We start from the raw sequence: 15,250 nt of genomic DNA, 5'->3' as shown, positions 1-15,250 counted from the left end.
GGCCGGGCGGGGGGGGCGGGCCGGAGCGGGGAGCGGGGTGGGGGACGACCCGGGGGCGGGGGTGGGGCCGGGGGAACGTACCTTTAAGGGCGTGTACCGGTTTCTGCTGACCCCGCGCTGGTGGGGGATCAACCTGTTCGTCGTGCTGGCCATTCCCTTCTGCATCTTCATGGGGTCCTGGCAGCTCGGCCGTTTCGAGGACCGGGTCGACTCGCACCGCAGCGCGGAGGCCGCCCCCGATCCCGCGCGGCAGGCTGCCGTGCCCCTGGCGAAGCTGCTCCCCGTGTCGACCGAGACCTCGGGGAAGGCCGCCGAGGTCCGGGGGACGTACGGCGAGCAGTTCCTGGTGCCGGGGCGGAGGCTCGACGAGAAGGACGGGTACTACGTCCTGGGGATGCTGAAGACGGGTGGGGGGAAGGCGCTTCCCGTGGTGCGGGGGTGGGTCGCCGGGGACGCCGAAGGGGCCGTGCCGCCCGCCGCGCCGACCGGTGAGGTCACCGTGGTCGGGGCGCTCCAGGCATCCGAGGACGCGCGGACCGACGGCGTCGACGCCTCCGGTGGTCTGCCGCACGGCCAGGTCGGCATCATCAGCTCCGCCACCCTCGTCAATCTCGTTCCGTACGACGTCTACGACGCGTGGATCACGCAGAGTTCGGGGCAGGCGGGCGGGCTGAAGGCCGTGCCCGCGGTGGCGCCGCAGGGCAGTGGGCTGGACCTGAAGGCTTTCCAGAACCTCGGGTACACCGGCGAGTGGTTCGTCTTCGCCGGGTTCGTGCTGTTCATGTGGTTCCGGTTGGTCCGGCGGGAAGTCGAGACGGCCAGGGATCTCGCGCTGGGGATCGGCCCGGACGGCGGAGACGACGGAGACGGCGGGGAGGGCGGAGACGGCGCGGACGACCGCCCTGTCGGCACCGGTACCGACGGCACCGGTCAGGGTGCGTCCAGTACGCCTGTCCGGTAGATCGTTCCCGCGCACGCGTTCGGGATCGTCGTCGCGGCGCTCGGGGCGCCCTCCTCCGGGGTGTGCGACACCGCGACCTTGCCGTCCGCCGGATCGCCGTCGCCCGTGAGCAGTTGGGTCGTGGCGCCGGTGGACTTCATGTCGTCCACGGGCGGTTCGGGGACCTTGCCGCCCGCGTCGCCGCCGGGGGTGCCGCCCGTCGTGCCCGGGTTCTCACCCGTGCCGCCGTTCGTGGGGGTCGGCTTCGGGGTCTCGACCGTGGTCGGACAGGTGTCCTGCGGGACCCAGGCGAACTGCACCTCGTACGCCGCTGCCGGCGGCAGCACCAGGCTGCGCGCCTCCTTCGCGGGGTCGGGCAGGCCCACCGCCGGGTCGCCCGGCTTGTGGTCGACGACCTTGATGCGGTTCTCGTCGGCGGCGCCCATCGCCTGGAAGTTCATCCGGCCCTCGCCCGGAACCGCGCATTCCACGCCTGACTTGTTGGCGATGCGGAAGGCGCCGTAGACCTTGCCCGTGGAGTCCGGGGCCCCTGTGGTCGCCTTGACGACCTCCAGCTGGCTGCCGTCGCAGGCGGGCTTCTCGGGCTCGTCGCGGGGTTGTTCGTACGCGTCCGGGCGGTGTTCGTCCTCGCTGTCCGTGCCGCCCTGACCGGTGTCCGGTACGCCCGGAACGGGGGACTCCGTCTTGCCGTCGGGGTCCTTGCCCGTGGTCTTGCCCGGGGTCTTGCCCTGCTGATCGGCCTGGTCCTCGCCGACGCCCCCGGTGCCCGCTTCGGTGGCACCCGTGCCGTCGGTGCCGTCGGTGCTCTGGGAGTGGCCCGCGTTGGCGGAGTGCGCGGTGGTGGTGCTGCCGGACCGGGACACGTGCAGGAACGCCGGGATCGCGGTGCCTATCAGCAGCGCCGCGGCGGCCGCCCCGACCACCGCCTGACGCCGTCGGGTGCGCCGCAGCGGCACCGCCCGGCGCAGGTGGTCGAGCGCGCCGTCGGAGGGCTCCAGGCCCTGGACCGCGCCCTGCATGAGGTGACGGATGACCTGCTCGTCGGGGCTGAGGGCGGGGACGGGTTCCTGCGGTCCCCGAGCTCCCCGGGCTCCTTGCGGTCCCCGTGCTCCCTGCGGCGCCCTGGGGCCGGGCGGCGGGACCTGCGGGCCCGGAGAGGTGGGTCGGCCGGGAGAGGCCGGTCGGTCCGGGGAGCCGAAGGAGCGGGGGGTGCCGAGGTGCGGGGTGCTCTCGGAGGAGCCCCAGGACGCGCCGCCGCCGGGGCCGGAGAACGTACTCCCGGCGTCGCCTGCTCCCCCGAAGGGGCCGGAGGTGTTTCCGTTCGCCGGGGTCTGTCGCCCGTGGCGCTCCTCGCGCCCGTCGCGCCCGTCGTCCACTGCCCTGCTCTTCCCAGTCCGGTCGTGTCGCGGCCCTTCCGGCCCGTACCGCTCGAATTGCCCGTGCTCGTGTTGCCCGTGCTCGTGTTGCCCGCGGCCGCCGTTGCCGGGGCCGCCTGTGCTCCCGCTCATGCGGTCGCCTCCATCGCGACGCGCAGCGCCGCGATCCCGCGTGAACCGTACGCCTTCACCGAGCCCAGCGATATTCCGAGCACCTCGGCGACCTGCGCCTCCGTCATGTCGGAGAAGTAGCGCAGGCTCAGCACCTCGCGCTGGCGGCGCTGGAGGCCGCGCATGGCCTTGATCAGCGCGTCCCGCTCCAGGCTGACGTACGCCCCCTCCTCGGCGCTCGCCATGTCCGGCATCGGCTTGGACAGGAGCTTGAGGCCCAGGATGCGGCGGCGCAGGGCGGAGCGGGAGAGGTTGACGACCGTCTGGCGGAGGTAGGCCAGGGTCTTCTCCGGCTCGCGGACGCGGCCACGGGCCGAGTGCACGCGGATGAACGCCTCCTGTACGACGTCCTCGCAGGAGGCGATGTCGTCGAGCAGCAGCGCGGCGAGGCCCAGCAGCGAGCGGTAGTGCGCGCGGTAGGTCTCGGTGAGGTGGTCGACGGTCGTGCCCTCGGCGGCGGCCTGCGCGCCCTCGGCAGCGCCCCCGGCGCTCCCGGCGCCCCCGGCCGTACGTCCGGCCGTGCTCCCGGTCGTGCCCCCGGCGAGGGTCCTCTCCTCAGCGCCCACGAGCACGGGTCCGTACGTCGCCGGAGACGGAGCGGAGGATTCCGGAGCCGAGGGTCCCGGGGCAGGTCTGACGGGCGCCACCATCGGCGTGACCGACGTGATCGCCTGCTGCACCGGCAGGCGCACCGGACGCGCCGCGGGCATGGGGGCGATCACCGGCATGCCGCCGGGCGCGCGGAACGTACGCCGCGGGCGCACTGACGCGCCGCGCAGCGAGACCGCCGTGATGTCGAGAACCTCTGCTGCCACGCCTGTTGGACACGCTTCTCCCCGTCAGGGTTGTACGCGCGGGACGCCGCTTTTGGCGGTGTGCTCGACATGCGCTCCGCGAGCGGCACCGCCCGTAGCGCATCGATTTGCCCCATGCGTAACCACCCCTCCCCTTTGCCCCGATATTGCCGCGGCCTCGTTCGAGGGCGTCGACAGAGACGCCGGACGCCCAACTACCGGTTCCCACAAGGCCGGAGGCAATTGACTCGAACTTCTTCCCCGGGCTCCCCCAGGCCCCCGGGGCCCCCGCACTCCCCGTGCGACGGCCGGACCCCGATCTGCCGACGCCCTGCCGACAGTCCATCCCCTGTGGTCCGGACCTGCCACTCATGCACAGGGCTTTCACAGATCCTACAAAGGATTCCGCTCAGTTCGCCGCGAGTTCAGAGGCGACCAATTCGGCGATCTGCACCGTATTCAGGGCAGATCCCTTGCGGAGATTGTCGCCACACACGAAGAGTTCCAGCGCTTGCGGGTCGTCCATCGAGCGGCGGACGCGGCCCACCCAGGTCGGGTCGGTCCCGACCACGTCGGCGGGGGTGGGGAAGTCGCCCGCGGCCGGGTCGTCGAAGAGGACCACACCGGGGGCGGTGGCGAGGATCTCCTCGGCACGTTCCACAGTCACCTCGGACTGGAAGCGGGCGTGCACCGATGCGGAGTGGGTGCTGATGACCGGGACCCGTACGCAGGTGGCCGTGACCCGGAGGTCGGGCAGGGCCAGGATCTTCCGCGACTCCTCGCGGATCTTCAGCTCCTCCGACGACCAGCCGCCCGCCTCCGGGGAGCCCACCCAGGGCACCACGTTGAGCGCGAGCGGGGCCGGGAAGGGGCCCAGGTCGTCACCGACCGCACGCCGTACGCCGCCGGGGGTGGTGCCCGCGTCGGGTTCGGCGGCGAGGAGGGAGAGCTGGGCGCGCAGGGTGTCGATGCCGCGCTGGCCCGCACCGCTGGCCGCCTGGTACGAGGAGACGACGAGCTCGGTCAGCCCGAACTCGGCGTGCAGCGCGCCGAGCGCCACGATCATCGAGAGGGTCGTGCAGTTGGGGGTGGCGAGGATGCCGCGCGGCCGGAGCCGTACGCAGTGCGGGTTCACCTCGGGGACGACCAGCGGAACGTCCGCGTCCTGGCGGAACGCGGCGGAGTTGTCCACCACCACCGCACCCTTGGCGACGGCGACCGGCGCCCACTGCGCGGCCACCTCGTCGGGTACGTCGAAGACCGCGACGTCCACGCCTTCGAGTGCCTCCTCGGAGAGCCTGTGGACCTCGCACTCCTCCCCGCGCACGGCCAGCTTCAGGCCGGCCGAGCGCGGGGAGGCGACGAGTCGGATCTCGCCCCAGACGTCGGCGTGCTGCGACAGGATCTGGAGCATGACCCGGCCGACCGCCCCGGTCGCCCCGACGACCGCGAGCGTCGGCTTGTGCGTCACCTTCCGGTGCCTCCGTAGACCACGGCCTCGTCGGAGTCCGTGTCGAGCCCGAAGGCGGTGTGCACGGCGCGCACGGCCTCGTTGACGTCGTCGGCGCGGGTGACCACCGAGATGCGGATCTCGGAGGTCGAGATCAGCTCGATGTTCACGCCCGCGTCGCTCAGTGCCTCGAAGAAGCCCGCCGTGACGCCCGGGTTCGTCTTCATACCGGCGCCGACCAGGGAGATCTTGCCGATCTGGTCGTCGTAACGCAGCGAGTCGTAACCGATGATCGAGCGCGCCTTCTCCAGCGCGTCGGTGGCCCTGCGGCCCTCGGTCTTGGGGAGCGTGAAGGAGATGTCCGTGAGCCCGGTCGAGGCGGCGGACACGTTCTGCACGACCATGTCGATGTTGATCTGGGCGTCCGCGATGGCACGGAAGATGGCCGCGGCCTCGCCCGGCTTGTCCGGGACCCCGACGACCGTGATCTTGGCCTCGGAGACGTCGTGGGCGACTCCGGAGATGATGGCCTGCTCCACCTGCTGGTCTCCCTGCGGCTCGTTGCTGACCCAGGTGCCGCGCAGTCCGGAGAAGGACGAGCGGACGTGGATCGGGATGTTGTATCGGCGTGCGTACTCCACGCAGCGGTGCAGCAGCACCTTGGAGCCGGACGCGGCCAGCTCCAGCATGTCCTCGAAGGAGATCCAGTCGATCTTCTTCGCCTTCTTCACCACGCGCGGGTCAGCGGTGAACACGCCGTCCACGTCGGTGTAGATCTCGCAGACCTCGGCGTCGAGGGCGGCGGCCAGCGCGACGGCCGTCGTGTCCGAGCCACCGCGACCGAGGGTCGTGATGTTCTTCCCCTCCTGGCTGACGCCCTGGAACCCGGCGACGATGGCGATGTTGCCCTCGTCGATCGAGGTCCGGATGCGGCCGGGGGTGACGTCGATGATGCGCGCTTTGTTGTGGACCGAGTCGGTGATGACTCCGGCCTGGCTGCCCGTGAAGGACTGGGCCTCGTGGCCCAGGTTTTTGATCGCCATGGCCAGCAGGGCCATGGAGATCCGCTCTCCTGCGGTCAGCAGCATGTCGAATTCGCGCCCGGCAGGAATCGGAGATACCTGCCCGGCGAGGTCGATCAGCTCATCCGTGGTGTCGCCCATCGCGGACACCACGACAACGACCTGATGGCCGTTCTTCTTGGCATCGACGACTCGCTTGGCGACACGCTTGATGCCTTCGGCATCGGCGACGGAGGAGCCTCCGTACTTCTGCACGACAAGGCCCACGTGCGCTCCTCGTTAGTCCATTGCGGCAGTTCATTACTGCGCTCGGGTCAGTTTAACGAGCGGGCCGGTCGCGCCAGGGGGGTATCGCATGGTGAGACGTCTCGCTCACGCAGTGGTCCCGCCGAGGCCGTCCTGCCTGCTCGACGTGGATGCTGCCCCGGTCCCACGGGCGTACGCGGAAGGTGTCCCGGCTCACAGGAAGGGGGGCGGGAGCCGGGGTGAACCCGGAACGGAGGGGCGCGCCGCGTGGTGCGGCGCGCCCCTCCGTCGTACGGCTGCGTGCTAGGTCGTCTTCAGCCCCAGCGGTCCCGCGATCTCCTCCAGCATCACGCGGCCCGCCTCCTCCTCCAGGTCCTTCTCGCCCAGGTCCTCGTCCGTGTCCAGGCCGTCCAGCTCCTGGAGGGGCTGGTCGAGGCGGACGTGCGCCACCAGGGACTGGAGGGCGCGCAGGCAGGCCGAGGCGGTGGAGCCCCAGTTGGAGAAGTAGGAGAACTGCCACCACCACAGGGCTTCCGACGTGCGGCCCGCGCGGTAGTGCGCGAGGCCGTGGCGGAGGTCCGTGATGATGTCGGCGAGGTCGTCGGAGATCCGGCAGGCGACGGGCGCCTTGCGGGGCTCGTACGGGTCGAAGACCTCGGAGTAGACGTCGATCGGCTCCAGCATGCGCGCGAAGCGGATGCGGAGGTCGTCGACGTCCGGCTCGGGGCCCAGGTCCGGTTCGTACCGTTCGTCCGGAACGATGTCCTCGTGGGCGCCCAACCGGCCGCCCGCGAGCAGCAGTTGGGACACCTCCAGGAGCAGGAAGGGCACCGCGCTGTCGGGCTCGTCGCCCTTCGCCACTTCCGTGACGGTCAGGATGAAGCTCTCGATCTGGTCGGCGATCTGGACGGCGAAGTCGTCCGGTTCGCCGATGTCGTCCCGTTGGGCGAAGTCGTCGCGCGCGGCGGCAACAGCAGTGGCGTCAGACATCCAGCAATCGTCTCCCCTCGAAGGCACGCCCGAGCGTGACCTCGTCGGCGTACTCAAGGTCTCCCCCTACAGGAAGACCACTGGCCAGCCGGGTGACTCTCAAACCCATCGGTTTGATCATCCGGGCCAGGTACGTGGCCGTGGCCTCGCCCTCCAGGTTCGGGTCCGTCGCGAGGATGAGCTCGGTGACGGAGCCGTCGGCCAGGCGGGCGAGCAGTTCCCTGATCCGCAGATCGTCCGGACCGACGCCCTCGATGGGGCTGATCGCGCCGCCCAGTACGTGGTAGCGCCCCCGGAACTCCCGCGTCCGCTCGATCGCGACCACGTCCTTGGGCTCTTCCACGACGCAGATGACGGTCTGGTCGCGGCGCGGGTCGCGGCAGATGTTGCACCGCTCCTCCTGCGCCACGTTCCCGCACACCGCGCAGAAGCGGACCTTGTCCTTCACTTCCAGCAGCGCGTGCGCGAGCCGACGGACGTCCGTCGGCTCGGCCTGGAGGATGTGGAAGGCGATCCGCTGCGCGCTCTTGGGACCGACGCCGGGCAGTCTGCCCAATTCGTCGATGAGGTCCTGGACCACGCCTTCGTACACGGAGTGCCTTCCTGATTCTGCTTGGTACGTACGGTAGTTGGTTCGGGGGGCTGCACAGAAGGGTCGCGGGGGTCCGGCTCTCCCGGGGCCTGTCCGGCGGACGGACCCTAGAAGGGCAGGCCCGGCATGCCGCCGAGGCCCTGGGTCAGCGGGCCGAGCTTCTGCTGCTGGAGGGTCTGCGCGTTCTCGTTCGCGGCCTGGACGGCGGCGACGACGAGGTCGGCGAGGGTCTCCGTGTCGTCCGGGTCGACGGCCTTGGGGTCGATCACCAGGGCGCGCAGCTCGCCGGAACCGTTGACGGTCGCCTTGACCAGGCCGCCGCCCGCCGTGCCGTCGACCTCCGTGCGCGCGAGCTCCTCCTGCGCCTGGGCGAGGTCCTGCTGCATCTTCTGGGCCTGCTGGAGCAGCTGCTGCATGTTGGGCTGGCCACCACCGGGGATCACGGCATGTCTCCTACGGATCGAGTACGGATCGAGAGAGTCGACCACGCGGTTCGAGAGGTCGGTCAATCCGAGCCTACGTGGTCGCCCGACGGCGTGCCGCACGCCGTACGGACTGACTCTTTCGAGTGAGAGGACTTCGGCTCCTCCTCCTGATCACGGCCTCGTACGGGGGTAAATACCGGGGCAACGGCCCCATGGCACACCATTCGGCGGTATGAAGGGCAAGCGCACCCGTACGGAGCAGTTTGCCTGTACGCCACAGGTACGTCGCAGAACGTGGCCGCAACGTCGTCGGGCCGCTGTCGTCGGAACGCTGTCGGCGCGGATTTGTTTCAGAGCAGAGGAGTGCCCGGTGAGTCAGCCGGAGATGCAGCCCGAGGGGCCGCCGGCCCGGCACGACGCCGGTTCCGGGTCCGGTGCCGGTCACGATTCCGGCGGTGGCGGTGACGAGTGGGGGTGGGACGCCGAGGACCTGACCGGCCGCCCCTTCCCGCTCGGCGACTGGGGCGAACCCGCGGAGCGGCTGGACGAGCTGTACCGGTGGGTGGAGGCGGGGGCCCTGCGCACGGCCCGCTGGTACCTGGCCGACCGGGGCTGGAAGCGGCGCGGGGCCCGGGCCCTGCGGATCGGCACGGCGGCTGGGGTCCTGGTGGGCGCCGGGCTGCCGCTGCTGGCCCTGACCGGGACCGTACCGGGGGGCGCGGGGTGGGGGTACCTGGCACTGCTGGTGGGAGCGGCGTGCCTGGGGTGCGACCGGTACTTCGGGCTGACGTCGGGGTGGATGCGGGACATGGCCACCGCGCAGGCGGTGCAGCGGAGGCTCACGGCGTTGCAGTTCGACTGGGCGTCGGAGAGCGTGCGGGAGATCCTCGGGCCGACGGAGGGGACGGCGAGCGAGGCGGCGGAGCGGTGTCTGGGGGTGCTGAGGCGCTTCACGGAGGACATCACGGAGCTGATCCGGGTCGAGACCACGGACTGGATGGTGGAGTTCCGGTCGGGGCCCGCCCCGTTGGTGATGCAGACGCTGGGGGCGGCTCCGGCTCGGCCCGAGGGGGCTTCCGGGCATCCGAGCAGGGTTCCGTTGCCGCCGGGGACGAGGCCGAACATGCCTCGGCAGAGGCCGCCGGAACCTCCCCGGTAGGGGGCATGGGGGTGGAGGCCGGGTGCCGCCTGCGGCGGGCACCCCAACCCCAGCCCCTTCACCTCAACCCCGACGGGGCTGGGGTCACGGAGGGGGCTGCGCCCCTTGCCCCCTGCACGGCTTCGCCGCGCGTCCTCAATCGCCGGACGGGCTGATTTAGCTGAACACCATCATCGAGCCCTGGCCCAGGCTTCTCGTCACTGCCGCGTGCAGGCCCAGCCACACGTGGCGTTCGCGGGCGAAGGGGGACGGGTCCAGCACCGCGGCGGCCGGTTCGTCCAGGGCCGTCGGGCCGGTCGGCGGGAGCGGGGGGGCGGGTGGGTTCCTCGGGTCGATTCCGATCGCGGGGGCGACGTACTCCAGTTCCCTGAGGAGACCCTGCGCGGATCCCAACGGGCCGCCTCCCGCCAGGAGTTCCTCGTTCGAGAGCGGTGAGGCGAAGTCCACCGGGACGTACGCCCCCGCGTGGTCGAAGTGCCACACCAGGTGCGAGCGGAGGGCCGCCTCCTCGAAGATCTCCAGCAACTGCTCGTAGTCCCCGCCCAGTTCACCGACCGGCGTCACCGCGAGCCCGGACACCTGGAGCAGGTACGCCCGCCGCAGCAGGTGCAGCGCGTCGTAGTCGAAGCCCGCGACGGGGGCGACGTCGCCGGACAGGCCCGGCATGTACGGGAAGATCGGCACGGTCGGCAGCCCGGCGTCGGTCAACGCCTTGTCGTACGAGGCGATCTCTTCGGCGAACGGGTTGTCGGGGCTCTGGCAGAGGATGTCGACAAGGGGGACCAGCCACAGGTCACAGGCCAAGGGTGCGCTCCTCCACGGTCCGCGGTGATCCGGCCCCGTGGGTCGGCGACCGGTCGGTCCAGGCAGCGTAATGCCATGTGTACGCCGCGCGAAGAGCGCCGGTCAGAACCCGTGCGGCAGCCACTGTCGAAGCTGCGGCCCGCGTTCCCTTCGAAGTCGCCGAAGTTCCCTTTCGAAGCCGCCGGAGTTCCCGCCGGAAGCCGCCGCGGTTCCGGTCAGAAACCGGGCGGGCCCGCGTACTCCCCGCGTCCCTCCAGCCGGTCCGCCCAGCCGAGCGCCGTCGCGTCGTGCTCGGCCAGCAGTTCGTAGACCGCCTCCTCGTCACCGCGCGCGAGCGCCGCGACGACCTCCACGTGGCGGCTCCACAGGCCCCCCGCCCGGCTCTCCGGTTCCCGCAGGACGAGTTCCGCGCGCAGCCGGGAAATCGAGAACACCCAGCAGCGGACCCGGATCTGGTGGAGGAAGGCGGCTATGTGCGGGTTGCCGACCATGGTGGCCAGCTCGCCCCAGAAGCGCAGGTCGTAGCCGATGAGGACGTCCAGGTCGCCCGCCCCCGCCGCCCTCGACGCCTCTTCGGCGCGGCGGCGCAGCACCGCGAGCCGGTCCTGCGGGAGGTCGGTCGTGGCGATGGCGAGCTGGTGGTGGACTCCCGCGACCACGAGCGCGCGGGCCTCGACCATGCTCCGGAATTCCGCGACGCTGTACTCCCGTACCCGAAAGCCCTTGTGCTGGTCGGATTCGAGGAGGCCCTGCGCGGCGAGGTCGAAGAGGGCCTCCCGCACGGGGGTCGCGGAGACCTCGTACTGCTCGGCGATGTGCTTGACCGTGAACTCGCGGCCGGGCTGCAGCCGCCCCGCCAGCACCTCGTCGCTCAGCGCGTCGGCGAGCTGCTGGCGCAGAGTGCTGCGGTTCACCGTCCCGCGCGTATCGGTTCCACGCGCACCGGCTCCGCGCGTATCGGCTCCGCGCGTATCGGCGCCCTGCGCACCGGCTCCGCTCGCGGGCATGGTGTCTCCCCCTTCGTCCGCTCCGGACACCTTATGGGGCGTTCGGAGCGGGACAAGGGGGAAGATCACATTCCGTTACGAAGTTGCGCAGCCGGGGCCCCGAAGCCCCGTCGCGCCCCGCCGGGGGCTACGCGGTGTGCTCGTCCGCGACCGTGAGCGCCTCGTCGAGGGCCGCGAGGCCCTCCTTGGCCTCGGCCTCGGTGACGTTGCACGGCGGCACGACGTGGGTGCGGTTCATGTTGATGAAGGGCCACAGGCCGTTCTTCTTGCAGGCCGCGCCGAAGGCCGCCATGGGGGCGGCGTCCGCGCCCGTCGCGTTGTACGGGACGAGCGGCTCGCGGGTCTCGCGGTTCTTGACCAGTTCCAGCGCCCAGAACATGCCCGTGCCGCGCACCTCACCGATGCTCGGGTGCCGCTCGGCGAGGTCGCGGAGCCCAGGTCCGATGACGCTCGCGCCGATGTGCGCGGCGTTCTCGACGACCTTCTCCTCCTCCATCACCTGGAGGGTGGCGACGGCGGCTGCGCAGGCGAGCGGGTGACCGGAGTACGTCAGACCGCCCGGGAAGGCGCGCTTCTCGAAGGTCTCCGCGATCCTGCCGGAGATGGCGACGCCGCCGAGCGGGACGTAACCGCTGTTGACGCCCTTCGCGAAGGTCATCAGGTCCGGTACGACGTCGAAGTGGTCGGCCGCGAACCACCTGCCCGTACGCCCGAAGCCCGACATGACCTCGTCGAGGACGAAGACGATGCCGTAGCGGTCGCAGATCTCGCGCACGCCCTGGAGGTAGCCGGGCGGCGGCGTCATGATCCCGGCCGTGCCCGGAACGGATTCGAGGACGATCGCGGCGACGGCGGCCGGGCCCTCGAACGCGATGGTGTCCTCCAGGTGCTGGAGTGCACGGGCGCACTCCTCCTCCTGGGTCGCGGAGTAGAACGCGGACCGGTAGAGGAACGGCGCCCAGAAGTGGACCGTGCCCGAGGAGCCGTTGTCGGAGGCCCAGCGGCGGGGGTCGCCGGTGAGGTTGATCGCGGTGTTCGTCGCACCGTGGTACGAGCGGTAGGCGGCGAGGACCTTGTGGCGGCCGGTGTGCAGGCGCGCCATGCGGACGGCGTTCTCGATGGCCTCGGCGCCGCCGTTGGTGAAGAAGATCTTGTCGAGGTCGCCGGGGGTGCGGGAGGCGATGAGGCGGGCGGCCTCGGAGCGGGCCTCGACGGCGAACGCGGGCGCGAAGGTGGTCATCTTGGCGGCCTGCTCCTGGATCGCCGCGACGACCTTCGGGTGCTGGTAGCCGATGTTGGTGAAGACGAGGCCGCTGGTGAAGTCGAGGTAGCGGTTGCCTTCGTAGTCCCAGAAGTACGAGCCCTCGGCACCGGCGACGGCCAAGGGGTCGATCAGGCCCTGCGCGGACCAGGAGTGGAACACATGCGCCCGGTCGGCGGCCTTGACGGCTGCGCCCTTGGCCGGGTCGGGGGTGAAGTGAGGGGTCATGAGGGGAGGGTAGATCGGCGCAGGTGGGAGGGGCTATGACCATCTTGTACGGGATGGGGCGCGGGGGTCGGCAGGGTGTCGAGGCCGTTCCGCCCCTTGAGGGGCGCGGGGCTGTGTCACTGCGCGGCTCCGCTGAGGCTTGCTCGGACGTGCCCCGTTAGGGGCGCGGGGAACTGCGCGACCAGCCACGACGCACCCGCACGTGTACGGGACAGCCGCGCGGCGAGCGCTTTAGGTGAAGGGGTGGGGAGGGGCGGCCCGCCGCAGGCGCACCGGGGTACGGCGCACCCATGGGGCGAGGTAACGGCGGGCGGCACCGGGGTGGGCCCGGAGCGAGGGGGGCCGCCCCCTTGCCCGCCCGTCCCGCCCCCGGGGGGCGGCCCCGCCGCCCAAGGAGGCTAGGCGGAAGCGGAGCCCAAGGAGGCTGGGCGGAAGCGGAGCCCAAGGAGGCTAGGCGGAAGCGGAGCCCAAGGGGGCTGGGCGGAAGCGGAGCCCAAGGAGGCTGGGCGGAAGCGGAGCCCAAGGAGGCTGGGCGGAAGCGGAGCCCAAGGGGGCTGGGCGGAGGCAGGGGGAAGCCCTCGCCGCCCAAGGAGGCGAGGCAAAGCGGAGCCCGAGGGGGCTGGGCGAGCGGACCGCCGCCCAGAGGGCTGGGGCTCAGTCGGACTTCGTGTAGGTGACGGACTTGTTGTCGGGGGTGGTGCGGCGCAAGCGGCCGTCCGGAAGGAGGACGACCTCGGATGCCCTGCCCGGCGAGCACGAGGCGGCCGGACCCGTGACGACCCGGGACGGGCCGAGCTGGAGGGGACCGTCCGGGTACGGCTCCGAGGCGAGTTCCGCTTCGAAGAGGCAGCGGTACGTACCCGTGGGCGACGGGCCTTCGGCCACGAGGGACATGACCGTTTCGCCGCTGCCGCCCTGGCGGAGCGTGAGGACCCGGGTACTGACGCCCGCGTCGCCGCCCACCGTGCCGCGCCACGTCCCGAGGAAGCCGGAGGGGATGCCTGCGGAGGCGGGGGGCGTGGTCGAGGCGGGGGGTGGTGTGGTGTCCGTGCCGCTCGACGGAGCGGTGGGGGAAGTGGAGCTCTGCGCGGAGGGGTTGTTGCTGGGGGTGCCCGTGCCGATGGCGGCCGGGGGCTTCTCGTCGCTGCCGCCGCGCATGAACGCGTACACCGAACCCCCCGCCGCGAGCGCGACGACGATCGCCACGAGGACCAGGACGACCGTGGACCGCCTGCTGCGGGTCGGAACAGGAGCCGGACCGGGGGCGGGCGCGCCGCCGGGGTGCGGGTAGCCGTAGCTGCCGGGCGGGGTGGGGTGGCCATACGGGTCGTGGCCACTCTGCGGATAGCCGTAACCGCCGTACGGGGCGGAGGCGTTGGGGTACCCGTATCCGTACGAACCGGGGGGCGTGGGCGGAAGCGCAGGAAGGGACGCGGGCGGGCTCGCCGCCGGGCCGGAAGGGGCGTGCGGGGGCATGGCTCCGGGGACACCGGGCGCGGGCGGCCCGTCGGGGGCCGCCTGACCTGCGCCGCCCCGGCCGGGGCCGCCCGCCCCTGACCCGCCGGGAGGCGCCCCGCCCGGCTGGTGGTTGACGATCATGGTGGGCATCGAGTGCACGCCACCACCGGACGGCCCACCGAGCGGCCCACCGAGCGACTCACCGGGAGCCCCGGAGCCGCCCGCACCGCCCGGCTGACCGGAGCCGCCGGGCGCGCCCGGCACCCCCGGAGCCCCGCCCCCCTGCGGGACAGGCGGAACAGGCGGAACAGCCACAACCGGCGTCCCCGCCCCGACCGTCGGAGTCCACCCACCCGCCGGAGGCAGGCTCGTCGTCGGGTTCTCCAGGTCCAGCAACTGCACCGCATGCGCACCCAGTTGGGCCACCAGCGCCGCCGGGAGCCACGGCTCCCCCGGCGACGCCGCCGGACCCGTGCACGACAGGACGCGGCCCAGAGCGGGGCGGGACTCCGGCGCCTTCTGAAGACAGTCGCGGATCAGGTCGTGCAGGGACTCCGGTACGTCCGTGAGGTCCGGGGGCTCCTGCGCGATGCGGAACATCAGCGCGTGGACCCCGCTGTGCGACGTACCGAAGGGGAGGCGTCCGGTCGCCGCGTACGCGAGGACCGAACCCAGACAGAAGACGTCGCAGGCGGGCGTGACCCGGTCGCCCCGGATCTGCTCGGGGGCCATGAACCCGGGCGAGCCGACCAGCGCGCCCGTCCGGGTCAGCCCGCTGTCCGTGACGGTCTCCAGCGCCCGCGCGATGCCGAAGTCGATGACGCGCGGGCCGTCGATGGTGACCAGGACGTTGGAGGGCTTCAGGTCGCGGTGGATGAGCCCCGCCGCGTGGATGTCCTTCAGGGCGCGGGCGAGACCGGCGGCCAGGACCAGGACCGAACGCTCGGGCAGCGGACCGTGACCGCCGGACACCACCTGCTGGAGGGTGGGTCCCGCGACGTAACCGGTGGCGACCCAGGGGACCTCGGCCTCGGTGTCCGCGTCGAGGACGGGCGCGGTCCAGTGCCCGCCGACCCGGCGGGCCGCCTGCACCTCCTGCCGGAAGCGCGAGCGGAACTCCTCCTGCTCGGCCAGTTCACGCCGTACGAGCTTGACGGCGACGGTGCGCCCCCGGTCGGAGCGGGCCAGGAACACCTGCCCCATGCCACCCGCCCCGAGACGCGCCAACAGGCGGTAGGCACCGATGCGTTCGGGGTCCGTGGGCCCCAGCTTCTCCATGGCCATGACTGCTGTACCACCCTCCCCC

The 15,250-nt window shown here is 72.0% G+C and carries 13 protein-coding genes; 2 read left to right on the top strand and 11 right to left on the bottom strand.

All coding sequences use genetic code 11. The annotated features are described in order from the left end of the window. Positions 1-91: 91 nt before the first annotated feature. The gene (locus OG897_RS38565; protein WP_266664749.1) at positions 92-961 is read left to right on the top strand and encodes an SURF1 family protein; all 870 of its coding nucleotides are present in this window, start codon (positions 92-94) and stop codon (positions 959-961) included. Here the strand turns inward: OG897_RS38565 and OG897_RS38560 are convergent. The 7 genes from OG897_RS38560 to OG897_RS38530 form a co-directional block, all read right to left on the bottom strand. Next, complete coding sequence (locus OG897_RS38560; RefSeq protein WP_266664747.1) at positions 931-2,337, bottom strand: hypothetical protein; 1,407 nt, start codon at positions 2,335-2,337, stop codon at positions 931-933. The genes OG897_RS38565 and OG897_RS38560 overlap by 31 nt on opposite strands. A 128-nt stretch (positions 2,338-2,465) precedes the next feature. Beyond that, positions 2,466-3,323 (bottom strand): SigE family RNA polymerase sigma factor, encoded by an 858-nt coding sequence (locus tag OG897_RS38555; RefSeq protein WP_266664745.1) that lies wholly within the window; start codon positions 3,321-3,323, stop codon positions 2,466-2,468. A 388-nt stretch (positions 3,324-3,711) separates the two neighbouring features. After that, positions 3,712-4,773 carry an aspartate-semialdehyde dehydrogenase gene (locus tag OG897_RS38550; RefSeq protein WP_266664743.1) on the bottom strand — a complete coding sequence of 354 codons (1,062 nt, stop codon included), beginning with the start codon at positions 4,771-4,773 and terminating at the stop codon, positions 3,712-3,714. Next, positions 4,770-6,041: an aspartate kinase gene (locus OG897_RS38545; protein ID WP_266664741.1), complete on the bottom strand. Its 1,272-nt coding sequence runs from the start codon at positions 6,039-6,041 to the stop codon at positions 4,770-4,772. Before OG897_RS38545 ends, OG897_RS38550 begins: the two co-directional genes overlap by 4 nt. A gap of 282 nt (positions 6,042-6,323) precedes the next feature. After that, positions 6,324-7,010, bottom strand: coding sequence for a DUF5063 domain-containing protein (locus OG897_RS38540; protein ID WP_266664740.1), 687 nt, complete (start codon positions 7,008-7,010; stop codon positions 6,324-6,326). Further along, a complete protein-coding gene (gene recR, locus OG897_RS38535; protein WP_053730106.1) occupies positions 7,003-7,602 on the bottom strand; it encodes a recombination mediator RecR in 600 nt (199 codons plus the stop codon). The genes OG897_RS38540 and recR overlap by 8 nt, the downstream gene beginning before the upstream one ends. A gap of 107 nt (positions 7,603-7,709) precedes the next feature. Beyond that, entirely contained in the window at positions 7,710-8,045 is a 336-nt protein-coding gene (locus OG897_RS38530; protein WP_266664739.1) for a YbaB/EbfC family nucleoid-associated protein, read from the bottom strand. A gap of 352 nt (positions 8,046-8,397) precedes the next feature. On the opposite strand from OG897_RS38530, the gene OG897_RS38525 reads away from it, so the two are divergent. Further along, a complete protein-coding gene (locus OG897_RS38525) occupies positions 8,398-9,186 on the top strand; it encodes an SLATT domain-containing protein (RefSeq protein ID WP_266664737.1) in 789 nt (262 codons plus the stop codon). A 156-nt stretch (positions 9,187-9,342) separates the two neighbouring features. Here OG897_RS38525 and OG897_RS38520 read toward each other — a convergent pair whose 3' ends face one another. The 4 genes from OG897_RS38520 to OG897_RS38505 form a co-directional block, all read right to left on the bottom strand. Then, a complete protein-coding gene (locus OG897_RS38520) occupies positions 9,343-9,990 on the bottom strand; it encodes a hypothetical protein (RefSeq protein ID WP_266664736.1) in 648 nt (215 codons plus the stop codon). A gap of 215 nt (positions 9,991-10,205) precedes the next feature. Further along, entirely contained in the window at positions 10,206-10,904 is a 699-nt protein-coding gene (locus OG897_RS38515; RefSeq protein ID WP_266664734.1) for a GntR family transcriptional regulator, read from the bottom strand. A 220-nt stretch (positions 10,905-11,124) separates the two neighbouring features. Then, positions 11,125-12,486, bottom strand: a complete 1,362-nt coding sequence (locus OG897_RS38510) for an aspartate aminotransferase family protein (protein WP_266664733.1) — start codon at positions 12,484-12,486, stop codon at positions 11,125-11,127. A gap of 654 nt (positions 12,487-13,140) precedes the next feature. Further along, positions 13,141-15,222: a serine/threonine-protein kinase gene (locus OG897_RS38505; protein WP_323188163.1), complete on the bottom strand. Its 2,082-nt coding sequence runs from the start codon at positions 15,220-15,222 to the stop codon at positions 13,141-13,143. Positions 15,223-15,250: the final 28 nt, after the last annotated feature.

Source organism: Streptomyces sp. NBC_00237 (assembly GCF_026342435.1).
Classification (GTDB): domain Bacteria; phylum Actinomycetota; class Actinomycetes; order Streptomycetales; family Streptomycetaceae; genus Streptomyces.
This window is presented reverse-complemented; position numbering and strand designations above follow the sequence as displayed.